19 protein-coding genes are annotated in these 25052 nt (G+C 42.4%); 10 read left to right on the top strand and 9 right to left on the bottom strand.

Annotation, left to right across the window (positions count from 1 at the left end):
* The first annotated feature begins 74 nt into the window (after window positions 1–74).
* The 6 genes from F8R90_RS04785 to F8R90_RS04760 all read left to right on the top strand — a co-directional run bounded on the left by F8R90_RS04785 (window position 75) and on the right by F8R90_RS04760 (window position 8112).
* Window positions 75–1577: a NarK family nitrate/nitrite MFS transporter gene (locus F8R90_RS04785; RefSeq protein ID WP_196509788.1), complete on the top strand. Its 1503-nt coding sequence runs from the start codon at window positions 75–77 to the stop codon at window positions 1575–1577.
* Between the two features lie 193 nt (window positions 1578–1770).
* A complete protein-coding gene (locus F8R90_RS04780; protein WP_196509787.1) occupies window positions 1771–4011 on the top strand; it encodes a molybdopterin oxidoreductase family protein in 2241 nt (746 codons plus the stop codon).
* 261 nt (window positions 4012–4272) lie between these two features.
* Complete coding sequence (locus F8R90_RS04775) at window positions 4273–4725, top strand: phosphate-starvation-inducible PsiE family protein (protein WP_190897940.1); 453 nt, start codon at window positions 4273–4275, stop codon at window positions 4723–4725.
* Between the two features lie 256 nt (window positions 4726–4981).
* A complete protein-coding gene (locus F8R90_RS04770) occupies window positions 4982–5434 on the top strand; it encodes a nitrate reductase associated protein (RefSeq protein WP_196509786.1) in 453 nt (150 codons plus the stop codon).
* Window positions 5435–5621: 187 nt separating this feature from the next.
* A complete protein-coding gene (locus F8R90_RS04765) occupies window positions 5622–6224 on the top strand; it encodes a DJ-1/PfpI family protein (protein ID WP_196509785.1) in 603 nt (200 codons plus the stop codon).
* A 505-nt stretch (window positions 6225–6729) separates the two neighbouring features.
* Window positions 6730–8112, top strand: coding sequence for a PrsW family glutamic-type intramembrane protease (locus F8R90_RS04760; protein WP_190897933.1), 1383 nt, complete (start codon window positions 6730–6732; stop codon window positions 8110–8112).
* Window positions 8113–8440: 328 nt separating this feature from the next.
* Here F8R90_RS04760 and F8R90_RS04755 read toward each other — a convergent pair whose 3' ends face one another.
* From F8R90_RS04755 to F8R90_RS04745, 3 genes are all read right to left on the bottom strand, one after another.
* Window positions 8441–9088, bottom strand: coding sequence for a hypothetical protein (locus F8R90_RS04755; RefSeq protein WP_196509784.1), 648 nt, complete (start codon window positions 9086–9088; stop codon window positions 8441–8443).
* Between the two features lie 146 nt (window positions 9089–9234).
* Complete coding sequence (locus F8R90_RS04750) at window positions 9235–10815, bottom strand: CHAT domain-containing protein (RefSeq protein ID WP_196509783.1); 1581 nt, start codon at window positions 10813–10815, stop codon at window positions 9235–9237.
* Between the two features lie 147 nt (window positions 10816–10962).
* Window positions 10963–13233, bottom strand: coding sequence for a protein phosphatase 2C domain-containing protein (locus tag F8R90_RS04745; RefSeq protein ID WP_196509782.1), 2271 nt, complete (start codon window positions 13231–13233; stop codon window positions 10963–10965).
* Window positions 13234–13705: 472 nt separating this feature from the next.
* Between F8R90_RS04745 and F8R90_RS04740 the strand changes: the two genes are divergently transcribed.
* On the top strand, window positions 13706–13954 hold the full coding sequence (locus F8R90_RS04740; RefSeq protein WP_196509781.1) for a hypothetical protein: 249 nt from the start codon (window positions 13706–13708) through the stop codon (window positions 13952–13954).
* Between the two features lie 12 nt (window positions 13955–13966).
* Here the strand turns inward: F8R90_RS04740 and F8R90_RS04735 are convergent, their stop codons facing one another.
* Window positions 13967–14326 (bottom strand): NAD(P)H-quinone oxidoreductase subunit M, encoded by a 360-nt coding sequence (locus F8R90_RS04735; protein WP_196509780.1) that lies wholly within the window; start codon window positions 14324–14326, stop codon window positions 13967–13969.
* Window positions 14327–15215: 889 nt separating this feature from the next.
* On the opposite strand from F8R90_RS04735, the gene F8R90_RS04730 reads away from it, so the two are divergent.
* Window positions 15216–15500, top strand: a complete 285-nt coding sequence (locus F8R90_RS04730; RefSeq protein ID WP_196509779.1) for an Npun_R1517 family heterocyst differentiation transcriptional regulator — start codon at window positions 15216–15218, stop codon at window positions 15498–15500.
* Window positions 15501–16112: 612 nt separating this feature from the next.
* On the opposite strand, the gene F8R90_RS04725 is transcribed toward F8R90_RS04730, so the two are convergent.
* The 4 genes from F8R90_RS04725 to ctpB form a co-directional block, all read right to left on the bottom strand.
* The gene (locus tag F8R90_RS04725) at window positions 16113–16808 is read right to left on the bottom strand and encodes a response regulator transcription factor (RefSeq protein ID WP_190897914.1); all 696 of its coding nucleotides are present in this window, start codon (window positions 16806–16808) and stop codon (window positions 16113–16115) included.
* Window positions 16809–17020: 212 nt separating this feature from the next.
* Window positions 17021–19006 carry a putative bifunctional diguanylate cyclase/phosphodiesterase gene (locus F8R90_RS04720; RefSeq protein ID WP_196509778.1) on the bottom strand — a complete coding sequence of 662 codons (1986 nt, stop codon included), beginning with the start codon at window positions 19004–19006 and terminating at the stop codon, window positions 17021–17023.
* 527 nt (window positions 19007–19533) lie between these two features.
* Window positions 19534–20523 carry a glycosyltransferase gene (locus F8R90_RS04715; RefSeq protein ID WP_196509777.1) on the bottom strand — a complete coding sequence of 330 codons (990 nt, stop codon included), beginning with the start codon at window positions 20521–20523 and terminating at the stop codon, window positions 19534–19536.
* 130 nt (window positions 20524–20653) lie between these two features.
* The gene (gene ctpB, locus F8R90_RS04710) at window positions 20654–21994 is read right to left on the bottom strand and encodes a carboxyl-terminal processing protease CtpB (RefSeq protein ID WP_196509776.1); all 1341 of its coding nucleotides are present in this window, start codon (window positions 21992–21994) and stop codon (window positions 20654–20656) included.
* Window positions 21995–22302: 308 nt separating this feature from the next.
* Here ctpB and F8R90_RS04705 point away from each other — a divergent pair, with 308 nt between their 5' ends.
* Both F8R90_RS04705 and F8R90_RS32645 read left to right on the top strand, forming a co-directional pair.
* Complete coding sequence (locus F8R90_RS04705; RefSeq protein WP_196509775.1) at window positions 22303–23001, top strand: YdcF family protein; 699 nt, start codon at window positions 22303–22305, stop codon at window positions 22999–23001.
* 80 nt (window positions 23002–23081) lie between these two features.
* Window positions 23082–23312, top strand: coding sequence for a HigA family addiction module antitoxin (locus tag F8R90_RS32645; RefSeq protein ID WP_331000603.1), 231 nt, complete (start codon window positions 23082–23084; stop codon window positions 23310–23312).
* A 71-nt stretch (window positions 23313–23383) separates the two neighbouring features.
* On the opposite strand, the gene F8R90_RS04695 is transcribed toward F8R90_RS32645, so the two are convergent.
* Window positions 23384–24586: a 3-dehydroquinate synthase gene (locus F8R90_RS04695; protein ID WP_196509774.1), complete on the bottom strand. Its 1203-nt coding sequence runs from the start codon at window positions 24584–24586 to the stop codon at window positions 23384–23386.
* Window positions 24587–25052: the final 466 nt, after the last annotated feature.

Here is a 25052-nt window from a genome sequence, read left to right as displayed (position 1 = left end):
CTGCTCCCCCTGCTCCCCCTGCTCCCTCATCTCTCCCTGCTTCCCTACCGTCCTCTTCAATTAGGAAGATTGCAATGCTTAAAGGATTATTTTCATTCAGCGATCGCTACCGCATCTTACATCAAACTTGGTTTGCCTTCTTTCTCACCTTTGTCTGTTGGTTTAACTTTGCTCCCTTCGCTACAACCATTGGCAAAGAGCTAAGTTTAGCACCAGAGCAAATCAAAACTTTGGGCATCTGTAACCTGGCCCTTACAATCCCTGCACGGCTCATTATTGGGATGCTTCTGGATCGTTTTGGCCCCAGAATCACCTATTCAATGCTGCTAATGTTTGCGGTTGTCCCTTGTTTGGCGACGGCGTTAGCGCAAGATTTTAATCAACTAGTCATCAGTCGTTTGCTGATGGGTATTGTCGGATCTGGTTTTGTCGTGGGTATCCGCATGGTGGCGGAATGGTTCCAGCCGAAGGAGATGGGAATTGCTCAAGGCATTTATGGCGGTTGGGGCAACTTTGGGGCTTTTGGTGCAGAGTTTGCTTTGCCGATACTTGCAGTTTCTACTAGCTTTTTCGCTGGTGGTGCTTCTAACTGGCGATTTTCGATCGCACTTACAGGGATAATTACTGCTATTTACGGCGTAATTTATTACAACAGCGTTCAAGATACGCCCGCAGGTAAAGTCTACAAAAAACCTAAGAAAAATGGTTCTCTAGAAGTGACGAGCGTTAAAAGCTTCTGGGCGCTAATTATCTCAAATTTTGGTTTAATTTTCGCTCTAGGTTTATTAGCTTGGCGCTTGGAACAAAAGAATATTCACTTTTTAACTTTAAGCCAAATGTATCTGGCTTGGTTGCTATTAGCAGGATTGTTTGCTTACCAAAGTTACCAAGCTTGGCAGGTAAACCGAGAACTTCTAACTGGTAAAAAAACTTACGCTCCATCTGAACGCTTCCAATTTGGTCAAGTAGCCTTACTCGAATTTACTTACATAACGAATTTTGGCAGCGAACTAGCAGTTGTTTCTATGCTCCCGGCATTCTTTGAAAAAACTTTTGCTTTAGAGCATGTTGTCGCTGGAATGATTGCCGCTACCTACCCTTTCTTAAATTTAGTTTCTCGTCCCAGTGGTGGCTTAATTTCTGATAAATTTAGCTCCCGTAAATGGACAATGACAATTATCAGTATTGGCATTGGTTTTAGTTATTTGACGGCACATTTTATTAATAGTAGCTGGCCAATTCCGCTAGCGATCGCAGTTACAATGTTTGCCGCTTACTTTGCCCAAGCTGGCTGCGGTGCAACCTACAGCATCGTACCCATGATTAAGAAGGAAGCCACTGGACAAATTGCCGGCAATGTGGGAGCTTACGGGAATTTTGGCGGCGTAGTTTACCTAACAATTTTTAGCTTAACCGACGCTCCAACGCTATTTACCACGATGGGTTTAGCTGCTTTAGTCTGTGCTTTTATGTGTGCCTTCTTCCTCAAAGAACCAAAAGGTTCCTTTGCTGCTGCTTATGAAGGCGAAGCACCAGAAACCGCAACTAAAAACCCTAACTTTTTAGCAGAAGAATAGACCTGTCATAAATTCTTATAGTTCGTAGCGAATAGACTCAAACAAACTCTGCGCTCTACTCTGCGCCCCTCTGCGTTTAAATTTCACCCCTCAATTCACCACGATTTTACGCAAAGCTGTATTAACTTGCGCTTTTCAAACAGTCGCTACATCTGAGGTTGCACAATCAAAATAACAAAATGGTACAACTGCCATGAGTGAATTTACCAAAACCCTTTGTCCTTACTGTGGTGTTGGCTGTGGTTTAGAAGTTTCACCCCCAGCCCAACATAACAAAGCAACTAATCGAGATAGCCAAGGTAATCCCATTTGGCGGGTGCGGGGCGATAAAGCTCATCCATCTAGTCAAGGAATGGTTTGCGTCAAAGGTGCAACGATCGCAGAATCTTTAGATAAAAATAGATTACATTACCCAATGGTGCGAAACTCCTTAGATCAAGAGTTTCGCCGCGTTAGTTGGGATGAAGCTTTTGATCTCATCACGCAGCGCATTCAAACAGTACGCTTCACTCAAGGGCCAGAAGCCTTATGTATGTACGGTTCTGGTCAGTTTCAAACTGAGGATTATTACATAGCCCAGAAACTGATGAAAGGCTGTCTGGGTACTAATAATTTTGATGCCAACTCCCGTTTGTGTATGTCTAGTGCTGTGTCTGGCTACATTCAAAGCTTTGGCTCAGATGGCCCGCCTTGCTGTTACGAAGACCTGGAGTTAACTGACTGTGCATTTTTAATTGGCACTAATACAGCCGAATGTCATCCCATCGTTTTCAATCGGCTGGCAAAATATCACAAAAAGAACCGCAAAGTCAAGATGATTGTGGTTGATCCTCGTCGCACGCCAACCGCAGAAGCCGCTGACTTGCATTTAGCCATTCGTCCCGGTACAGATATCGACCTGTTGAACGGCATTGCTCATTTGTTGATGCGCTGGGACTACATCGACACCATGTTCATGGAGGACTGCACTAGCAACTTTCCGGCTTATGCGGAAGTGATTCGCCACTATCCCCCAGAAATAGTAGCTCATCGATGTGGAATCAGCATTGAAGATTTAGAAACAGCAGCTCGCTATTGGGGTGAATCGCAGCGAGTATTGTCTTTGTGGTCAATGGGTGTGAATCAATCCTCAGAAGGGACGGCTAAGGTAAGAACTATTATTAACCTGCACCTGATGACTGGACAGATTGGCAAACCTGGCGCTGGCCCTTTTTCCCTCACTGGTCAGCCAAACGCAATGGGAGGACGGGAAGCTGGAGGTTTAGCGCATTTATTACCGGGTTATCGGGTGGTGAAAAATCCCCAGCACCGCGCAGAAGTTGAGGATTTTTGGGGACTCAAGCCAGGACAGATTTCGCCCAATCCCGGTTTGACTGCTTGGGACATGATTACTGGCTTGGAAAATGATGCTGTAGGTTTACTGTGGATTGCGGCTACTAATCCAGCTGTAAGTATGCCAGATTTAGAGCGGACAAAAAAGGCGTTATTGCGATCGCCTTTCACCATCTACCAAGACGCCTATTATCCTACAGAAACCTCTGCTTACGCTCACGTTCTGCTACCAGCAGCCCAGTGGGGTGAAAAAACTGGTGTGATGACAAACTCCGAACGAGTGGTAACTCTGTGTCAAGCATTCCGCCAACCGCCAAGAGAAGCTAAAGCCGATTGGGAAATTTTTGCCGAAGTTGGACGGAGATTAGGTTTTGAAAAAGAGTTTGCCTTTGCTAACTCTGCTGAAGTTTATGCTGAGTTTGTCAAACTAACTAAAACTCGCCCTTGCGATATGACGGGTATCAGTCACGCGCAATTACAGACACAAGGTCCGACTCAATGGCCTCATCCAGAAAAAAGTGATGAGTTAAGAGTTAGGAGTTATGAATTAGAATCTTCAACTCCTAACTCCTCACTCCAAACTCCTAACTCCAAAAGACTTTATACTGATTTGCGCTTTCACACCTCTGACGGACGCGCTCGATTTGGGGCATATTACTCAAAGGGATTGGCAGAACCACCCGACCCAGATTATCCTTTGGTGTTAACTACTGGAAGACTTTACGGACATTGGCATACGCAGACGCGCACCGGCCGGATTGAAAAAATTTGCAAAATGCATCCCGAACCGTTTATAGAAATTCATCCCCGTGATGCTGCTCGGTTAGGTATTATAGATAGTATGTATGTAGAAGTGCGATCGCGTCGGGGTAAAGCTAAGTTTCCTGCTAAAGTCACAAAAGCGATCGCGCCTGGTACAGTTTTTGTCCCCATGCATTGGGGTTCGCTGTGGGCAGATAATGCCGAAGCCAACGCCCTCACCCATCCAGAATCTTGCCCCGATTCACTGCAACCAGAATTAAAAGCCTGTGCTGTGCAGCTGATACCAATCTCTGTAGAAGTTACAGCCAAAGATTATCAACTCCAGTCCTCAAAAGGATAAGCTCCTAACTGTACCGCTCAAAAGGTAATTTAGTCAATAATCAATATCCAATAGTGATTATCATTTTTTATGGCTCTCTACTATTGACCCATAGCAATTACCATATTTAAAGAGGTTAAATTTATAATAACCAAAAGTTTGACTAGCGCCGAGTTGAGCTATGGGAAAGAATAAAAATCAGATAGTATTACAAATCATCTTTTTTTAATCCTCTAGATTTATCTATAGGATTTTATTTTATTTTAAAGCCGGGTGCAGCAGATGAAAAAGTTACTGAGGCAAATTCTAGGAGCTACCAAAGATGAGAACTTCATGCACATCATTGAAAACATAGAAGTGCTAGTTTCTAAAGTTCTATCTATTTTCATGGTAATTGTAATTTTGGTAGCGATCGGGGATTTAGGAGTATTTATTCTTAAAGAGTTATTTACAGCGCCTTATGCAAAGTTTAACACAACCTTGTATAAAATTTTTGGGCTATTTTTGAATATTTTAATTGCTTTAGAAATTTTAGAAAATATTACAGCTTATTTACGAAAACATGTTTTCCAAGTTGAATTAGTTATTGTCACATCTTTAATTGCTGTGGCCAGAAAAATTATTATTCTTGACTTAGAAAAAGTTGGAGGGATTGATATAATTGGTTTAGGAATTGCTATTCTCGCCCTGTCAATTAGTTATTTGATAATTCGTCTTAGTAATTCCAAAAATTAACTATTAAAAATAAATATTTAATAAGCTGTTGTCTGGCATACAATTTAGTTAGATATCGGTTATTTTGATCACTTGGGAGATAATATAGTATGCTTAATACTTAACAGCAGCCTAAACTGTATTTTAGAAAAATGATTAATGTGCGATCGCTAGTTAAGTCTTGTTTTTAATTCCTAATTTATGTAACTTAAATATAAAAAATTATGGATGATTAAAAATCCTTAATTTAGAATGATCGAATTTTAAATACTTTCTTATGACAGCATTCTTTGAATTTGAAGCAGACTTTGTTGATTCCCTGCGCTGTATCCCCATGCAGGTGCGTTGTAATTTAGATACTTGTGGCATCAAGCTAAAATTGTCTGATTGGAATCAAATGACTACAGCCGAGCGTCAAGCTTTAGTCGAATTACCTTGCACTACAGAAACAGAAATTCAGTCTTACCGCGAACATATCCAGCAATTAATTTTACAACGCACAGGTATACCAGCTACAAAATTGCCCATCGAGCCACATCCCGCATGGCTTGACTCTGGCACTGTACCACCTAGCCTCCAGGAAAAAGCTCAAGAAATAGGTGTAACCCTGACACAGCAACATTGGGAAGCTTTAACGCCCTTACAGCGTTTTGCCTTGATTAAACTCAGCCGCCCAGGACACGAAAACAAAAACTTTAAGAGAGCGATCGCAGAATTTAATCTGCTTTAATTAGTCAATAGTCATTAACAGAAAAAATCTGTAGGGAGCATTACACCCGTAAAATGATACATTACAGCCCAGTTAGTGATGTAATGTATCAAAAACTTGCATATGGGCTAACGCCTAATGTCGCTGACTCTAAATTAATATTTACTTTATAAACAACTATTAACTAATAGATGAGGGTAACAAAAATATGGCTGCAAAGAAACTTTTGATGTTAGTTGGGGACTATGTAGAAGACTATGAAGTGATGGTTCCTTTCCAGGCGTTGCAAATGGTGGGACACACTGTCCATGCAGTTTGCCCAGACAAAAAAGCTGGCGACAAGGTGCGGACAGCAGTTCACGATTTTGAAGGAGATCAGACTTATAGTGAAAAACCCGGTCACAACTTCACTTTAAATGCTACCTTTGCAGAAATAAAAGCCGAAACTTACGATGGCTTAGTCATTCCCGGAGGACGGGCACCAGAATATATCCGCCTGAATCAGCAGGTGCTAGAAATTACCCGTCACTTTGCCCAAACGAATAAACCGATTGCTGCCATCTGTCACGGCTTGCAGTTATTGGCAGCTGCCGATGTACTGCAAGGCAAGAGATGTACTGGTTACCCTGCTTGTAGCCCAGATGTCAAGAGTGCTGGAGGGATTTATGTCGATATTCCTGTTGATGAGGCAATAGTTGATGGGAACTTGGTGACAGCACCAGCTTGGCCTGCTCACCCCCATTGGTTGGCAGAATTCCTCACAGTACTTGGAACTAAGATTGAACACCCAGAACTGGCTAAAGTTGTTTAAGGCAAGATATCGGAAATGTTTTGGTTCGATCTTCAGGGCAGTTTCTTTCCCTACTCCTTGTTCCGAAGCGGCTTAGTCAATTAGCCCCTAGGGGGATCTTGCTACGCGTAGCGTCTCCTTTAGGAAAAGGGCTGTAGGGAGAAGAGCGTACTGGCTAACAACAGACCACCAAAAATTATATATTTTTGAAATAGAACTAAATGCAGTAAAAACTACTATTTTTGATAAATTGCCATAGGTTTAAGTTGTAGCTAGGATGTCAAGAGTACACCACAGATACAATCTGATTTATCCGTCTAATAAACCAAGTTTGGGACAAACTCTCAGTAAATGGAATACTTATTTACATTAAGTGAAAGAATTTAAAATTTTGCATTTAGAATTTTAAATTTCTTAGCAGTAAGTGAAGCTATAGTGGATTTAGCAATGCTGCTGTTAATGTGGCTAAGGTTAGTCCTGCTGCCAAATTATGTGAAGAATTAGTTTAGAAACGCACTTCTTATCGATGACAGGCAAACACGCAAGACATAATGCATTTCTGCGGCTAGTGTCTGGTAATGGGGCAGCTTTCGGATCAGAATCTCGCTACTCGCTGCCCCCCAGTAAAGAGATGGTAATTGGACGCGACCCCAGCTGCCAAGTTGTCTTGGATGCCATGATGTACCGAATGGTATCTCGTCGTCATGCAGTGGTTCGTCCCCTTTCTCTATCCCCAGATAGCAAATTCAGCTGGGTGCTTTGTGATTTGAATAGTGCTAATGGCACTTATTTGAATGGACAACGCTTGTATGAATGTCAGGAATTGCACCCAGGCGATCGCATTTCTCTAGGTGCTGATGGGCCGCAATACGTTTTTGAGTACGAGTTTACCTCACTCACCCCGGCAACGACACTTAACCAAGTTACACCATTACCTTCGGCGACAAATTACCACAGCCACACGCAATTAAAGCAGCCAGATTCTGTTAGCTTCACCCAGCTTTTTCCCATTATTTCCACTGGTAAAGATTTAACTCGTAAAGCTTACCTCATACCGGGAATACTGACCGTAATCTTTGTAGTGTTAATGTTTGCTACAGTCGGTCAGCCCCAAGCTAATCAAGTTATCGTAGCAACTTACATTGCCTTTGCTGCCTACTATTTTGTTTACCAACTTTGCGGTAAACAGAAGCCTTGGTGGGTGCTAATGGCTGCGGCATTGAGTACAACGCTGATTTTGCTCAGTCCGCTGTTGGATCTATTTATCTTCGTGTTTCGCACCGTCCTACCTGGAAACTTGCCCTCACCCCAAGAATCTATTACCTTTACAGAGTTGCTGGTACGGATGTTTTTTGGTGCTGGGTTGATGGAGGAATTACTCAAGGCATTGCCTGTAATCGGCGCATATTTTATCGGCAGTGGATTACCTTCACCTTGGCGAGAACGTATTGGAGTCTTGGAACCTCTAGATGGTATTCTCCTGGGAACAGCTTCTGCTGTGGGCTTCACTCTATTGGAAACACTTGGACAATACGTGCCAGATATCACTCAAAATGTCACGCAACAGGTGGGTATAGGCGCTGCTGGTCAACTGGCGGGTTTACAACTACTAATTCCGCGAATTTTAGGCTCTGTAGCCGGACACATGGCTTATAGTGGCTACTTGGGTTATTTTATCGGGTTGGCTGTCCTTAAACCCAGTAGAAGTTGGCAAATTCTCTCTATCGGTTATCTTAGTGCCTCTGCTCTCCACGCTTTGTGGAATGCTACAGGATCAATCAATGCCTTACTTTTGGTAGTTGTTGGGGTATTATCTTACGCCTTTTTGATGGCGGCAATTCTCAAGGCACGGGCGCTGTCACCAACGCGATCGCAAAATTTTGCTACCCGATTTCTGGGCCCAAAATAAGAGATGGGGAGATGAAGGAGAACAACCAATGCCCAATGGCTCTTAAATAATATTTATGTCTTGGGATAGATGGCCTAATTAGAAAATCAGCGTACCGTAAATCTACTCTGGGTAACTATACCTAAAAAATAAAGATCATAAAACTTCTTGCAAAAGTCTTGATTTTCGACTCTTTCTTTGCCCCTCTGTGGAAGGCAAACCAACATCTTTGCAAGAGACGCCTCTGAACAGAGTGAACACAAAGCGCGGGCTACGCGAACACAGCAGATAAAAATTTTAGCTTTCTCTAACTTTTTCTATTTCCTGTCACCTGTCACCTGTTCCCTATTTATGATTCCGACTGAGACTTGTTGAGTTGAGTAAAAGCATAGGAAGCGATCGCTAAAGTAACCTTCGCTTTCTCTACTTCTGATAAAGCTGTCCACTCGCTATTTTTAAGATTACTGATGGCAGATGCCCCGTTTTGCGATTCGCTACTTCGCATAGCGTAAGTAAAAGGACGAGCCAAAACTAAAAGATCCTCTGTTCCCCAAGTTGGTAGTACTGTCTGAACACACTCAACCAGTTGTTCACCGATTGATTGCTGGGCGGCAAAAATTTCAGTAGCTTTGGTGGCGATGGTGTTAAGCAATGCTTGAGGCACACACGCGGCAAAAGTACTACATAATTTTTCTTGAAGGTTAAACGCTAGTGCTTGTTGGGGATTGTGATTATAGCTCTCCCCAAGGGAGATACCAGACCAAAGTGTGTCTAGATGGCTGTAAAAATCTTGTGATCGCGTTGTCAGTTCTTCCTCAAGCAAATCTTGCATTCCGAACTGTTGTTCTAATTCCTGAAAATAAGCTTCTGATTCTTCATCAGCTGGATTCCAGGGATAGGTAGCATCGTCTGGTTCCAGTAACGCTTCCAATAATTCTAAATCTACTTGAGATGGCAAAGAAGAGAAAGTGTCTGAGCCGTTAATTTTATTCGCCATTTTTTCTTACCTTACGATTATTTAGTGGTATTGACAGCTACAATTTCCCAGAAGAGATTTCCGCAAAAACATTTGATTTTTTCTTCGGGAAAAACAGATTTGAAAAGCTGATCTAAAGATTTAAATCGATTTATGCAATAGCTCTGCTAGGAGTCTTCAATCAGAAACTCCCAGGTTTCACCTCTAGCACTTCCAAACTTTAACTGCATTCCCGATTTCAATGGGACTTCCTCTCGGAGGATTTGTTGCCAACCATTAGGGCCTAAAAACCAGGTTGTCCCGTAGGTGGAAAAATCTTGCAAATAATAAGTTCGCACCAATGTAGCATCAGTAAGAGTATTGCGGCAAAAGATTTCGGCGTGACGTTTGGATACAGATGGTTCGGGAATGACAATATCATTGTCTTTCGTGCGACCGATGCGGGTGACTCCATAACGCAACAACCAAGTTTTACCTTTTGGAGTGAGCGATCGTAAAGTTGCAGTAGGAAGCGGGGAACCTATATCAGGAATGGCTGTATCTGGTAGTTCCGTAATCCCTTCATCCAGATTTTTAATGAGTTCGCCATTAAAATCTGGATGCAGGTAGAGAACAGGCAAAGTCCAAGCAGGTTGATTAAATTTATACAGTGTTAATAATTCTTGCCTAGCCTGGGCTACGGCTTCATCAATTGGCTTGTGCGATCGCAAAGCTTGGGTAAAGGCTTGAATAAAACTGTGGCTTTCGTGGTCTGCGATTTCATCGCGCATTCCCAAAACTGCAGGCACACCGTGACGAATCAGTACTTCTGCTAAACTGCTAGCAGGTATAGCTTGATGATTGATAGCAGCTGGTTGTGCGCCCCAACAGGCGTTAAAAACCGCTAGTTTCACACCTGTACGGGTCAATACTTGCGCCAATTCTATCCCATTCAGGGGCATGTTTGGCCGCAAAAACAGTAATCCTCCGTCTGGGTCTGGCAAACCATGTCCAGCGTAAAAGAAAACGTTGTATGCTTTGGTTTCTAATTCTTGAATTAACTCTTGTGGTGTTGGTTGTAAAAGTTGATTTACTATACAAGGTGCATATCTTTGGGAATTACCACCCACAGCCGTATCGGCAAGAGCTTGCTGTAAGATAGCAGCTTCTTGTTCTAGTTGCAGCTTATCATCATGACCTAAAACCAGCAGGATACTTAAAGCCTGGTCAGTTCGCAAATACGGTAAGGGGTCAACTTCGCTGCTGGTGCGACTAAATAGCAAATCTTGGGAGAGAGACATAGCTGATTGACCAGGCTCACGCTGCATAATTTCCCAAGGGAGAGCGATCAGATCCGGGTCACGAATTTCCAGGCGAAAGCGCAAACGTGTATGCTGACCCATTGCAATCCCGCGACTGCGTTCTAGGCTACCAAGAATTTGCCCATCGAATACCCAGCGCCATAAATTCATTCCCAAATATTGCATCAGACGACTGCTGTAAGGGCCAGTCGTCTGACTTGAAGGGGGTGAAATCCAATCTATGGAGAATGGGTTGGACTTTTGAGATGTTGAGCTTGGGGAAATATCTAAGCGACTATGACCAGCAAACATCTGTTGCCATTCTTGCCAGACTTGATTGAGTTCCACAGGCCATACACAGTCACGCAAAACGTAGCCACTGGGATAGGGAGCCTTGACCACCCAAATGGCGAAGTTGTCAGTGCCAGTGTTTAGGAGACGGGCGATCGCCAAATTCAGGGATGGCATGGATTCATAAAAATAAAAACTAAAACAAATAATTTCAAATAACAATTCTCCAAAGTAAAAATTTTCTACTTTTTTACCTTGTAAGTTTTTTACTCTGATTGTTACCTGTTATTATTCCAGGTTTTTACCAGTTTATCGAGTATTTGATTAAGTTGGACTAGTGTCAGGTGATTGATTAACTGGGGGTTGCGTGACGGTTCTACATGGACTTGGTGCATTTGATTGTAAAACCGTTACACCAAAGCGTTTCAGTTGGGATAAGTCCAGCAATACTGTTTCCGGCAAAGGTTTTGAATTGGGTGGAACTGAGGAAATTACTGCTGGATTATTAGTATTAGCTGGAGTTTCCGTGCTTTTATTGGCACAGACTCGCATAGACACCGAAAAATTAACAGAAGCAGGGTTGGGATTTGGTTTTGTGTTGATAACTTCTAAAAAAGCTCCAGGGGGAAGTGATTGGTTGTTTCCCAAGGAGATTTGATTGTTGGTTTTAATTACCCAGCCAGGAGAAAGATTAGCAAGCGATCGCGGTGCGGGTGTCGCTTCTATGGCTGGGTTTTGAGTTTGTAATGGATTGGAAAAAACTGGCAAGGCTCCTGATGGCGATCGCAGTTGCTTGACGAACAATCCTAAAGAACCTGCTGCTACCACAAATATTAACGGAACAATCCACTGTAGCGGTAAACTGCGCGTTTTAGCCGGCTCAGTGTCTGGAATCACCTGAGTTTTGTGGTTTGGGCTGCCTAAAAGTGTCGCATCTGTCGTTCTGGATGCAAAATCAACAGTTTTGGCAGAATAACTCTCTGGAATTATGGCTTTGATGGTGATTTCTGGTTCCCAGTATTGGACTTGATAATGGACTAAAGCGATGGTGACATTATCGTGTCCATTCTTAGTGTTAGCGATTTCGATTAATCTATCCGCAACATTCGCTATATTTGCTTCTCCAACTAAAATCGGCAAAATTTCTGTTTCCCAGTATTCCTCTACCCGATCAAAATCACTCAAACCATCGGATGTCAGCAGAAAAACAGCATCTTCGTCGAGCATAAACCGTGCTGATGTGGGATGCAATGAAGTGCTCGGCCCCATGCCCAAAGCCTGGACGAGAGAGCCAGCAGCACTTTGTTGTACAGCCTCGCGGTAAATGGCATAGCCTAGCCGCACCTCACGGGAAGCAACATCATCATCGAGGGTAACTTGATAACAGCCGTGACGGGTAATCCAGTAAGCACGACTATCGCCAACGTGAGTAATGTACATTTCGTGAGCAACAGGCAATGCCATTACTAAAGTTGTGCCCATCCGCTGCCGCCCTTGGCGATTTTCACTGTCATTGCGCTGACTAATTTTGTCATTGGCAATTGCCACTGCCTTTTCTAGGTCATTAAGCAGCAATGAAGGGTCTATGTGGTCGTAGGGAACTTTTGTTAGTTGCTGTACCTGTTGCTGGATCGTTTCAATGGCTAAATTTGATGCGACATTGCCACCTTCGTGTCCACCGATGCCATCACAGACAATTGCTAAGGCTGTGGGCTGGGGTGGTTTGCTTACCAGAGTTCCACTGGGAGGGCTACAAGCGTCTTCGTTACGTTGGCGACTTGGCCCAGTGTCAGTTTTGGTGATAATTTTGATCGTAGGTGTTTGCGATCGCCCTAATTGTGCCAGTCCGCTATCTAAAATTCCAATTAATTGATCGGTTGAATTAATCTTCCCCTGAATTAAGGAAAGGCTAACCTGATCAACAAATTCAACTATGGCTGGTTTAGAATAACTAACTAACTGCTGCCAGAATTCACCTAATTGGGTCAATTCTGGTGATTTTGCAGCGTCGAAACGCAATTCCAATAAACGTATTAATGATCCTTCTACCCGTAATACAGATGAGTCAAGCAAGCTAGAGGCAACACCTTCACTCACAAGAGGTTGCCATAGATGAGCTATTTGCCATAACCAATTTAGTTGGCGCATCGATGTCGCATCACGCCAAGCGGCAGTTAACTCGCTGCCCAAATGCACTTGTTGGATGCTGTCATCTACTAATAGTGGCGGTTTTTCTAAGAGTAATATTTCTCGCTGGGAGGGACCATCAGCGAGAAAAAGTATTCCATATACCTGCGGTACGTGTAAACGGTAGGGAATGAGTCTCAGGTAAGCTTTTAGAGGTTGTAAATTATCTAACTCAGGTGTTAGCGCTAATAAACCAGGCTTCGTATCTAAGAGAACAAATTTATCAAGGACTAAATAGCGATCGGCTAATATTTCTCCAGGACTACCCACACTCGGGCCATCTACCACAGCCCAGAGGTAATTTTTGGGTAGGGGCGTAGAACATCGCTGGCAAAACTTGTGAGTCAGGGGGTTGGCAGCCTGACAATTTTCATTTGGACAGTAGAGCGTTGCCGCGTCATTTTCCATAGTTTTCGCACCGATCAGCGATTGGCAATTTCTTTAACAGCATTATTAGGGACAATCTAGACCGCTCATCTTTCTTAAACTTGACATACCCAGACTTTAGATGATGATTTTAGCTGGCGGATATCAGCAGGTGCTAATACTTACTTATCCAAAGAATACGCTCCTAAGTCAACCCTACAGCCTCATCATAGCCTCTATTGCTCTGTGACTCTTCATCGCCAAAGCAACGAACTCCAACCCTGTTACCAAAGCATAACCCAAGCATAAGTGCGCTATTTGCTTTTGCTGAATTACCCCATCATCAAGAGACAGACAATCTTAGTATTTATTTAGTTTATAAGTAGGATAGCAACAATTAACTTTAATTAAGAATTAAGTTAACTAAATATAGTTTTAGCAAAAGTACCTAACGCATGAAGTGGCTTTAAAAATCTCGTAATCTCGTTTCCAGGTTCTAAGAAGGAAATGCTGTTTGAGGAGGCGACAAAGCCTCACAGAGGGCATTTACAGCCTCTTGCTGGGAATGCGAGGTACTAATCAAAATAGCTGTAAGTTGGCACAGAAAGGTTCATCTGACTTTTCACGATATCTGGAAACCTTTCTCCGACAAAGAGCAAGACTTGAAGTTTTCTCCCTTCCCGATGCGGGAAGGGGGTTAGATTTTTCGTGGACTTTTCCAGATGATCTGAATTGTCAGAAAGGTTCAGCAGATCGCTACTAACTACTCATTTGCTTATTGTTTGTCGTCAATTGCAACTTGGGGAACTCCCATGCTGTAGTTGGTAACGCGGGCAGAGAGATTGTAGCTGATTTCGCCGACTTGCAGGAGCGATCGCAGATAATGCTCTAAGTCTGACCCAACACGGCGTAAGTTATAGTCTGTGAGGTCTGCGCCACTAGATGCTTCTACTAGTTCATCAAATTTTCGATAAACTTTTTGCAGCGCATCTTCATTCCAGTTAAATTCGTTATCTGGGTCAACATCTAACGTTAAGACCTGTTCACTAGGAACCAGTTCGCCATCCCGGTTAATTTCACCTGCAAAAATGCGGACATGCCGGGTTGTGGACTTGAGCAGCATCGGGTTATCCATAAAAGGGTGTAAGATTTGGGTGGATTACACTGAAATTATTGTAGACGCTATATCTGAGCTTGAATGCTCTCAATTTACAAGCTTTGAACGCAATTTCAAAAGGGTATATTGAATGGGCATAAGTAAAAATATCACCTGTACTGTTTAACTTACTACTTCTGTTAGGAGTTGAAGACAAAGCGATCTGCTAGTACTGACAGTAGTCCAAATATTTTTCTGTAAAAATTACTGGCTAGATGTTTTCATTTGGGGTATATAAACAAATCAAAGCGGCGTACTAATCTTACCTACGGCTAAAATTTTTGTACTCAACCAAGCCCAAAAAGCAGTAGGGTAAAGCACTCGGCAGGAGTAATTTGATCTGTGTACATTTTTTTATGAGGAACATAAATTTTTACCTTAATAATTATGCCGATCAATTTCTCCAGAATTTTCTATTGAAAAAAACGTACACCAAGTAATTTTACTGAATACCGCTACATCTACCTCTGGCTTTAATAAACTGAAAAAAATTAGGCGGTTTTACTTACGTATAAACACCAAATTTAAAGTAACAAGTCAAACTGTTCTTGACGTTAACATAAAGTTGATGTAAAAACCTTTAAAAAGGTCGAACAACTTCTTACAGAAACTTTATTGTGTAGAATCTTAAAAACTGAATAATAGTTATGGCTTACCATAAGCTACATCTGGCACAGAAACACCAAAATCTAGACAGTGAAAATCTAGCTTGAAAATAAAACACAGGAGAGTGAAATGGAATACAAAGGTGATTGATGAAGAAAAATTCTTAATTCAAGCACTTTGGATTCAAAAAAGATATAAAGAATTTTGCTGGACATCTACCTCCTTACCCTCATGACCACCAAGTAAAGGAATCTCAATAGCTATGAACTCCAAAGCATTACCACGCCAGATAAATAATCTCGAAGTAGGTGTTTATGAGTGCGAAATCCATCTCAAATTTCGGTTGATTGAGGAAAAGAGTCTACTGGGCGATCGCGAGCAACTCTTACAGGTGCTACTTGATGCTTTAACTGAGGGTTCTGATGACTTTTTGGAGACGCTGCAAGCGTCCGTGAAAGCGCAGGAAATATCTGAGTTTAAAGCCTCACCTCAAATGCGACGACAGCTAATGCGCTTGCGTAATGCTGCTGAAAATCCACAAGCTTAAAGGTATGATTTAAGTAGTGAAAAAACATGAATTGGGCATCAAATCAAATGTTGATCCCATGCACCGTTGCAATAAAAACTAAGCAGCAAGTAGAATTCATAAGATATTGTGATTTCTACTTTGTGAAAGTCTTATTTAGCAGCACAAAGTCCCAGGAATAGTTTCCTCTATTAAAAACTTTGTAGCAAAGGGTACTGGTAGAATCTAAGAGCAAATTCAGCCGGGTGCATTTTACCGAGTTTTTATCAAAACATTACAGGAAGAACAAAACCCTGTGTCTTTACAGATGGGGAATTGGACAACAGGCGCGAATCCAATGAAAACCTAAAAGATCAAAGTAAAAATAAATAACCTTACTTTTAGCTTTTTGCTTTAGCTAAGTGCCTGATTTGCTGAAATACTTATGTTTTCTCTATTACTGGTAATAGGTTATGGTTTAGCAGCCACTTACCTATTACCACTTACCCACAATCAAGAGAAGATTTGACGAAGAGGACGCAAAGAGTGGGAAAGGCGGGGAGAGAAGAGGCAGGGAGAGCAGCAAAGACAAGTGGACAAGGGGACAAGGTAGAATAACCATGCCCAATGCCCCGCAGCCTATTCAAAGACTGTCTATTTAGCTAGACCGTGTTCTAAAGCAAAACGAACTAACTCTGTACGGCTATTGGTGCCAGTTTTACTAAACAAACGGCTAACGTACTTTTCTACATTGCGGACGCTGGTTTCTAAGCGACGGGCGATTTCTTTATTCATCAATCCTTCAGCGACCAAGTTTAGAACACTTTGTTCTCTGGGAGTCAGATCAATTTTGAAAGGGGCTGGCGATTGGGAAATAGCATTTCTTTGAGTTAACAATGCCTTAATTTGGGCAATCTGATTGGCCAGTTCAGCAAGATCAGGGGTTTCAACCTCATCTCCCGTAGTTGGAGTTTTAGCGGCGCGGCGGGCTAGCAAATTTTCGACTATAGCCACTAACTCATCTGGATCAAAGGGTTTGGGAAGATAGGCATCAACACCAGCATGATAGCCTTGGATGCGATCGCCTGTCATACCTTTAGCAGTTAAAAATACTACCGGGAGTGCTTGAAATCGGGGGTCTTCTCGCAGTTGCTTGAGGAACTGATAGCCATCCACCTGGGGCATCATGACATCGGAAATCACTAAGTCAGGTGTATTCATCTGCATCCATTCCCAACCTTCAACGGCGTTACTGGCGACTTGAACGCTGAAACCGCTCTCTTGCAAATAGTCTTTCACGGCTTCCCGTATTCCTGGTTCATCATCCACCAGTAACAATTGTGCTGACATTTAAAATTCCCTTGAGTTTTCCTTTTTCCAATTTAGCGAAAGTTGGTAGGCATTGAACAACCTGAATTCGCCTCTACCGTCCCGAAAGCTTTTATGATGGGCTGCTATTAGCGCAGCGTCTCGTTAGAGAAAGACACATAGACACGTTCGCGGAGCGTCTCGTAGAGAAGTGGCTTCCCGCAGGGTAGGACGCAATTTTTTTTAAATAACCCTTACCACCGAGGATTTGCCATAATTAATGCTTTTGCTGCTGAACTATTTAATGGGACAGAGAAAAAATTTCCCTGAGCATATTCACAGTTCAACTTTCTTAGAAGTCTTAGTTGCTCTTTTGTTTCTACTCCTTCGGCGAGCACATCCACACCCAGCTTATGTGCCAATGTGACAATTATCTCAATGATTTCTAAATTTTGACTATTAGCGCCCATCGGGCTGATGAAAGAACGGTCAATCTTCAACACACTAATTGGAAAGTTATAAAGACGACTTAATGAGGAGTAGCCCGTACCAAAGTCATCAATTGATAACTCAATGCCCATCTCTCGAAGTTTTAAGAGTGCGGCAGTTGCCTTATCGCCATTTTCCTCAATTACACTTTCAGTAATCTCTAGCACTAGAGTGCCAGCATCAAGACCAGTTGAATGCAAAATTTGCCCAATCTGCTCAATCAAATCCGGCTGGGAAAATTGCTTGAGGGAGAGATTAACACTGATTTTTTCTAAGAAGTTGGAATGATGGCACATTCGCCAAGCTTGCATCTGGCGACAGGCTTCATGCAATACCCAGTTGCCAATGGAGAAAATTAGTCCAGTTTCTTCTGCCAGGGGAATAAAATCTGCTGGATTAAGCAAACCACGCTCTGGATGCTGCCAGCGCAACAGAGCCTCAAAACCTAAAATAGAGCCTTTGGTGAGTGAAACAATTGGTTGGTAATAAACTTGAAACTCAAGGCGTTCAATTGCTCGGCGCAACTCGGACTCTAACTGCAATTTTGCCAGAACATTAGCATACATATCTGAGTTGAATAGCTCATAACGCGCTCTGCCCAACATTTTGGCTTGGTACATTGCCGTATCAGCATCCCTCAACAGGTCTTCTGGCTGTTCATAGTCTACTGTTGAACTCAACGCAATACCAATACTTGCCGTTGTGAACACTTCTTGTCCATCAAGCTCAAAGGGTAACGCCAGTTCCTGTTGAATCCGCTCAACCGCTTTGATGGCATCTGACACATCTTGGATTCCTTCAAGCAGGATTGTAAATTCATCTCCCCCAAGCCGTGCGGCTGTATCTATGGAGCGTACACATACTTCTAGCTTATTTGCAATAGCAAGCAGAAATTGGTCTCCTTTGATGTGTCCCAGACTGTCATTGATCAGCTTAAATCGATCAAGGTCGATAAATAGTACAGCAAATAGATAATCTGAATGCCGTTTTGAATAATCGATTGCACGTCTTAGGCGGTTCATAAATGCAGCGCGGTTCGGTAAACCTGTCAGTGCATCGTGAAACGCAAGGTGCAGCAGTTGTGATTCGACTCGTTTACGCTCTGTAATTTCAGTTAGCAATTTCTGATTTGTTTTTACCAGTTCCGCTGTCCGTTCTGCTACTCGTATTTCTAACTCACTGTAAGCTTGGTGCAACATTTCTTCAGTTTGTTTGCGTTCACTGATGTTGAACAGAAGCCAACGCCAGCCAACTGGCTTGCCCTGTAAATCGTACACCGTAGACGCTTTAACACTAGCAGGGAAAGGCTCTCCTCTCCGTGGTTGTAGGTTAATTTCCCAATTCCGTAGCTCCTGGAAATTGTTTATCTGAAAGCTAAAGGACTGGCGGTCTTGTTGAGCAATAAAAAGAATTAATGGTTTACCTACTAGATACTTTTGGTGTACACCAAGCAAGGTTGCTGCTACATGGTTAGCCTCTTCGATTGTCCCTGCGGTATTAGTTACTAAGTAACCATCTGGAGCGAACTCAAACAAATCTTGGTAACGCTGGCGTTCTTTCTCTACTGCCGCTCGTGTTATTTGTAACTCTTCGGAGGCTGTCAATAGTTCTTCCATTGCAGTGTGAAGTTCCTCGAAAGCCTCTTTAATGATCTCCTGTTGTGAGTTTAGATTAGTAACATTAGATTGCAATAGTCCCTGTATCTGTAAGCACAATTTCTCTATCTGTTGGCTAAATCCATCCACGTTCATGTTGCTCAACTCACAAAACTATGAAGCGTAGCTGTGAATGAAGAGATTAGAGGAGACAAACCCCATGCCTTCCTCGGAGCAGGCAAGGAGCGGGTTAATTGCAAGAGCGGATGCGTTGTCAATAAATATGGCAGAACTTGTTTTCTTGATTTACTAACTTATCTATCAATGATGAGGGAACAATCAAATTTGTGCACGCTCAAATCAACTCTTCGCCCTATTCATTACTACAAACTTGTCCATTAATGACCAAAGCACAAACTTAGAGCAAGCCCTACCTGCTGAAATTTTTACTTTATTAAATACAACTTATCAACTTTAAAACTTTATCATAACAGTATATTTGCAGTGCTTAGTTTTTTAAATACTTATTAAAATATATTCACTTTTGTGATTTTAACGAAAAATAAGGGTTTCAGGCGATGCTTTTGGGCTGACAAGAGCGTTTGTTTTTTCTTACTTAGCTGCCTAGTAGACTGTGGCGGAAGTTTGCCTACCTTTAATTGCCTCAAGTCTTATTAATATTGTTACAGTCGATCAATTATCTTGGCATTTTCTGGCAGCTTGGCCTCTCTTTGCCCAGCAGCACGCGCCCTAGCAGTGAGCAAACCAATGGGAGTATTAAATAAATCTACAAGGGTAGCTTTACCCCCGATGCCTGCGGCGGGCTGCGCCAACGCCTTTTTAATATCTCTTGGTACTTCCTTCAATAACCAACGAGCCAATCGATAGCCGTATTCTTTGGCTGTCATCTCTCGCATTAAATCGACACCATGCAGTTCGTGCAGATAGCGATTTGAGCGTCCATAGCGCCGCCATTGACTTTGCAGATCTTGAAGTGTACCGCGGTGGCGGTGTTGAACGATCGCATTTGGGGCAAATTCCAAACACCCGATATTTTCCCCCAAAATTCGCCAGCAAATGTCGGCATCGCCACCAGTAGTAAGATAGGGACGAAATAAACCTGCTTTTTCTAAGGCAATGCGTCGAATCGCTAAATTAGCAGTTTGACCATAGGGACGAAAGGAATGTTTAAGGGTATGCTTTTGCGACAAAGTTTCTTGACGGTCTGCGTGTTGTTCTAGCAGAGTTGTGCCTGGTAGTGCCAAAATTTCACCAGCGACAATCACCACTTCTTGGTTGACAAAAGGCTGAATTAATGAATTTAACCATTGCGGTTGTGGACGACAATCTGCATCCGTAAAAACTATGATTTCACCCGTAGCGACGCGAATCCCAGTATTACGAGCAGCATAGGAGCTTTGAATTTGGTTTTCGCTCAACGGGCGGATTCTGATGGGACAATTTTCGGCAGATGTTTTGAGGATGGTGAGAGTGCGATCGCTACTATTATTGTCCACCAACAAGTACTCTACCTGGTCTTTTGGGTAGGTTTGAGACAACAGACAATTGATTAACTCTGGTAAATCCGCCTCACCGTTATAAATAGGAACAACCACCGACACCATTGGTAAAAAGCTGGTAGCGGTGGTTGTATCAACTGGCTGATGATTCATAAATCTGAGATTTTGGTTTGGGATTAGTAGCTAGTATTCCCAAACCAAAACCCTATAACGGTAATATCAGGCAGTTTTTATAACTCCAAAAATCTGGATTTGGGAATACTACTATATCACTCGCGTCAATCTAAAATTTCAGGTTATCGGCGCGGCTCATCGGTCGAGTGGGCTGATTTGCCGGCGGTTGGGCAAAGTTGTTATTTGATAAAATTGCGATCGCACGGGCATATTGCGGATCGCTCTTAGTTCCGATTAAATCTGGATTAGAAGCCAACTGGCGCTCTTGTGCCTCTGTCAAGTCTAGCTTGATATCTGGCGTAATCCCTTTATGGTTAATATCCGTTCCTGCTGGGGTGTAGTAATGGGCAATGGTAACTGCCAAGCCGGAACCATCTGCGAGTTGATGAACTGACTGCACTAAGGCTTTGCCAAAGGTTTGACCACCTACGACTACCGCCCGCTTATTATCTTTAAGTGCCCCTGTGAGGATTTCGCTAGCACTCGCTGAATTACCATCCACTAAGACCGCCAAAGGACGACTTGTTAAAGCAGTGCGATTGGCTTTAGTTTCCTCAGTGCTTCCCACACGGTCTACTGTCTTGACAATTCCGCCGTTATCGTACCACATGCGGGCAATTTCAATGCTGGCCTGCAACAAACCGCCAGGATTTCCCCGCAAATCCAAGACATAAGAATCAGCTTTCTTACTGTTCAAATCGCGGATGGCTCGTTGCATTTGCTCTGCGGCGTGGGCGCTAAATTCCCGCAAACGGATATAGCCAACGCGGCGATTCCCTTCTTGCTTGAGGGTATAAAGTACCGTTGGCACTTCAATATTTGCTCTCGTCAGCTTCAAATCAAAGGCATTCTGCCCCTTCCGTCCCAACCGTAGCTTGATGGGAGTACCTGCTTTGCCGCGAATCAGCTTGGAAGCATCATCCACTTTCATTTTAAGAGTGGGTTTGCCATCAATGGCTAAAATTTCATCGCCTGCTTTGATCCCAGATTTCAGCGCCGGAGAATTTTCTATGGCTTCGACAACAGTCAGCCGCTGAGTTTTTTCGTTTACTTCCATCCGAATGCCAATGCCTGAGACTTCCCCGGACGTTTGGCTAGTCAGGGCTTCAAACTGTTGGGGGTCCATAAACCTAGTGTAAGGATCTCCCAAGGTTTGCAAAGCTACGCGGATTGCAGCATAAGCTTCTTCACGAGAAGAGTAGTCTTTGCTCAACAGGCTTTGTCTGGTTGCTTGCCAATTTTGTTGATTAAATTTGCCATCAACATATTCATGATTCACCAGTTGCCAAACTTGGTCAACTATCGCTTTTGGGCTGTCTTGTAGGGCTAGAGCGGCACGGACACCACGAGTCCAAGCGGGGCCGAACACAGACATAGTAGCAGTAGTGGCGATCGCTCCACCAATCAAGGCTACTTGGAGCGGTGAGTAACTTTTCGCAGATTGGTTCATGTATATTAGCTGAAATAATTGTGTTGTTGACAGTTTAGCAATCAGCCTTTCCAAAAAATTTTAAGTTTTTATACCCCAAACTCGGCTATTCTCTCTTCATCATTTTTATTGTTTAATGATGCCGAAATTACTGCATTATTAACAACCATTTCTCAGTTTGTTAGCCTTCTCCGGAAGGCTATACTGAACATGTGACACTTTGATTAGCGTCATGTTTGCATTCTAGATTACTTTTATAAGATAGCACTTTGTTCACTGAATTGCAGTACTGTTAGACAGCCATTAAATCAGCTTTTATTACCTAAGTCATGAAACGCAAATTTCCCATAAAATCATTAATTTCTATTAAAAAAAAATTTGCTAATCTGTGGCAATTGTTACAAAAACTAAGTGGTGGATTGTATGTTGTTCTGGGTGTTTGGCTGATTTTTACTACTATAACCCTAGTTTTTGCTTCTTCGCAGCCTGTAGATGCCTTCTTTGTGCTTGGTGGCAGTATTAGTCGAGAAAATTATGTTGCCCAACAAGCAAAACAATACCCACAAACCCCAATTTTAATTTCTCATGGTTCCCCAGACCCCTGTATATGGTTAATTTTTCAGGCGGAATTAGCAAGTTTACAAAACGTTTGGTTAGAAAAGTGCGCGAATTCTACTTTTGAAAATTTTTATTATGGTATTCCAATTCTGCGGCGTTGGGGAGTGCATAAAGTCATGTTGATTACCTCACCAAGTCATTTACCCAGAGCGAAATGGATGGCACGGATTCTTTTAGGTGCTCATGGTATTTGGGTAGAGACAGAAATTGTTAAGGAGTTGGGTATTCCTGGTAATCGTGAATCTTGGGTCAAAACTGGATTAGATGTAACACGCAGCTTATTTTGGGCGATTTTAAGTCAAATTATTCAACCGCAGTGCTCAAATGTAACAAGGCTTACCCAAGTAGATATGCAAGCTTGGGAGAATCGAGGTTTCCATTGTGAACACCAAGGGGGGTTGAGGAGATAAGAACAGATGAGAGTTCCAAAGTATAGACCTCCATCACATCCAGGTGAAATATTACTTAAAGATTTTCTAGACCCAATGGGATAACCCAAAGAGAACTTGCAGATGCACTTCACGTTCCTTATCAGCGAATAAATGAGCTTGTAAATCAAAAGCGAGGTATTACACCTATTACGGTAATAAGGTTATCAAAATTTTTTGGAAATAGCTTAGAGTTTTGGTTAAACCTCCAACAAAATTGGGAACTTTACCACGTTCTCAAGGAAGAAGAAGAGGAACTAAAAAGTATTTTGCAATTCAGAATCACAAAATAGCGATCGCCTTGAAAATTTAGTGTTCCATTTGCATAGAAGAATTGCAATTGGGCGATGCATCCAAAGGATAATTAATGTAAAAGTTCCCAATCTTGCAGCATGAAAATAGCATCTTTATACAAAGACAAATCCACTTGGTGAACTTCTATTCCCTGCCCGATTCCTTGGAGAAGGGTGATTGTCAATTTTCCTCCCAAGTGCTCACGGAACTCGGTAAGCCCTCTAAATAAACAATGGGGATGGTCTAGTTGATCTAATTGTTCTGTCAGCGCTGATACGTACAAGGTAAAGCCTAATTTCTTGAGTGTGCTCATAACCCTGTGCCACTCGGATTGCAACAGTTGTCCTGTTAAATATGAATAGGTCGTATCTAAAGCAATGCCGATCGCTACAGCTTCACCATGACGTAGGCTGTAATTGGTTAAATGCTCTAGTTTGTGAGCAGCCCAGTGTCCAAAATCCAAAGGACGCGATGAACCCATTTCAAAGGGGTCGCCGCTACCAGCAATATGCTCTAAGTGCAACTGGGAACAGCGATAGATCAGCCTTTCCATTATGTCCATGTCTCGATTAGCCAATTTACCGGCATTAGTCATAATGAAATCGAAGAAATCTGCATCTTTAATCAGCGCCACTTTCACCGCTTCTGCAATACCCGATCGCCAATCTCGATCATCAAGGCTAGTAATAAAATCAAAGTCATTCAAGACAGCATAAGGTGGCATGAATGTACCCAAAAAGTTTTTCTTGCCGAAGGCATTGATTCCGTTCTTTACCCCTACACCCGAATCGTTTTGCCCTAATACTGTTGTCGGTACTCGTAGCAGCCGAATTCCTCGGTGAGCCGTTGTTGCTGCGTATCCTGCCATGTCTAGCACGGCTCCACCTCCAATCGCTAAGACGTAGGAGTGACGGCATAATCCAGCTGCATTTATCTGCTGATGAATTTGATCTATAAATCTAGAATCGTTCTTGACTGCTTCTCCACCCGGAACTACTATCGGCTCACCACTCAGCCTTAGTACATCTTCATAATATTGGGCATAGACTGATAATTTTTTTAGCAACCCATCCTGGTACTGTAAAAACCCTGCATCTACCACTGCTAGCACTTGTTTTGGGGTTGTCTCCCCATCTGTAGCAATCACTTGTGCGAGTAAAGGATTATCTAACTGAAACAAGCCTTTAGTGAAGTGAACATCATAGCTGAAGCTTACGCGGACACATTGGTTAATTGGTTGCAGATTAAGAGCGGTTTTTTGTTTAATAGCCATTTAAATATTATTACTTTTAAAGTAACTGTAAATAGAACTAATACTGCAATTAAGATTGACAGCAAATTTATCAGGGTAAATACATTTAACACTTCAATTTAAAATGATTATATTAGATAATTTTATCTACTTAAATTATCATACTTTTGAAGTGATTTTACCCTCGAATAGGAGGATTAGAATAACATTAATTTACAATTTTATTGATGCCTAGATTTTATATCTTAAGGTTGGCAATAAATATCATCATTACATAAGATTTTAAATTTTTCCGTAAGATAATTTTAGGATTTGTCTAATGAAAATGGTATCTTTACAGTATCTTCTTTAAAATCGGGGGATTTTTATAGATTCAGTAAAGTTATGAACTCAGTAGTACGTTATCTAGCTGCTTTAATCACAAAGTATCAAGTTTAGTGCTAGATTTTATACTTAGTTGTCACAAAAAAGTTGGGCAACTTCTCCT

Origin of the sequence: Nostoc sp. NZL (genome assembly GCF_015714705.1) — a bacterium.
Lineage (GTDB): Bacteria > Cyanobacteriota > Cyanobacteriia > Cyanobacteriales > Nostocaceae > Nostoc > Nostoc foliaceum_A.
This window is presented reverse-complemented; position numbering and strand designations above follow the sequence as displayed.

What these genes read in the sequence shown, in the direction of transcription:
- F8R90_RS04785 (WP_196509788.1), top strand. Translation starts at nt 75, where the DNA reads ATGCTTAAAGGATTATTTTCATTCAGCGATCGCTACCGCATCTTACAT.
- F8R90_RS04780 (WP_196509787.1), top strand. Translation starts at nt 1,771, where the DNA reads ATGAGTGAATTTACCAAAACCCTTTGTCCTTACTGTGGTGTTGGCTGT.
- F8R90_RS04775 (WP_190897940.1), top strand. Translation starts at nt 4,273, where the DNA reads ATGAAAAAGTTACTGAGGCAAATTCTAGGAGCTACCAAAGATGAGAAC.
- F8R90_RS04770 (WP_196509786.1), top strand. Translation starts at nt 4,982, where the DNA reads ATGACAGCATTCTTTGAATTTGAAGCAGACTTTGTTGATTCCCTGCGC.
- F8R90_RS04765 (WP_196509785.1), top strand. Translation starts at nt 5,622, where the DNA reads ATGGCTGCAAAGAAACTTTTGATGTTAGTTGGGGACTATGTAGAAGAC.
- F8R90_RS04760 (WP_190897933.1), top strand. Translation starts at nt 6,730, where the DNA reads ATGACAGGCAAACACGCAAGACATAATGCATTTCTGCGGCTAGTGTCT.
- F8R90_RS04755 (WP_196509784.1), bottom strand. Translation starts at nt 9,088, where the DNA reads ATGGCGAATAAAATTAACGGCTCAGACACTTTCTCTTCTTTGCCATCT.
- F8R90_RS04750 (WP_196509783.1), bottom strand. Translation starts at nt 10,815, where the DNA reads ATGCCATCCCTGAATTTGGCGATCGCCCGTCTCCTAAACACTGGCACT.
- F8R90_RS04745 (WP_196509782.1), bottom strand. Translation starts at nt 13,233, where the DNA reads ATGGAAAATGACGCGGCAACGCTCTACTGTCCAAATGAAAATTGTCAG.
- F8R90_RS04735 (WP_196509780.1), bottom strand. Translation starts at nt 14,326, where the DNA reads ATGGATAACCCGATGCTGCTCAAGTCCACAACCCGGCATGTCCGCATT.
- F8R90_RS04730 (WP_196509779.1), top strand. Translation starts at nt 15,216, where the DNA reads ATGAACTCCAAAGCATTACCACGCCAGATAAATAATCTCGAAGTAGGT.
- F8R90_RS04725 (WP_190897914.1), bottom strand. Translation starts at nt 16,808, where the DNA reads ATGTCAGCACAATTGTTACTGGTGGATGATGAACCAGGAATACGGGAA.
- F8R90_RS04720 (WP_196509778.1), bottom strand. Translation starts at nt 19,006, where the DNA reads ATGAACGTGGATGGATTTAGCCAACAGATAGAGAAATTGTGCTTACAG.
- F8R90_RS04715 (WP_196509777.1), bottom strand. Translation starts at nt 20,523, where the DNA reads ATGAATCATCAGCCAGTTGATACAACCACCGCTACCAGCTTTTTACCA.
- ctpB (WP_196509776.1), bottom strand. Translation starts at nt 21,994, where the DNA reads ATGAACCAATCTGCGAAAAGTTACTCACCGCTCCAAGTAGCCTTGATT.
- F8R90_RS04705 (WP_196509775.1), top strand. Translation starts at nt 22,303, where the DNA reads ATGAAACGCAAATTTCCCATAAAATCATTAATTTCTATTAAAAAAAAA.
- F8R90_RS04695 (WP_196509774.1), bottom strand. Translation starts at nt 24,586, where the DNA reads ATGGCTATTAAACAAAAAACCGCTCTTAATCTGCAACCAATTAACCAA.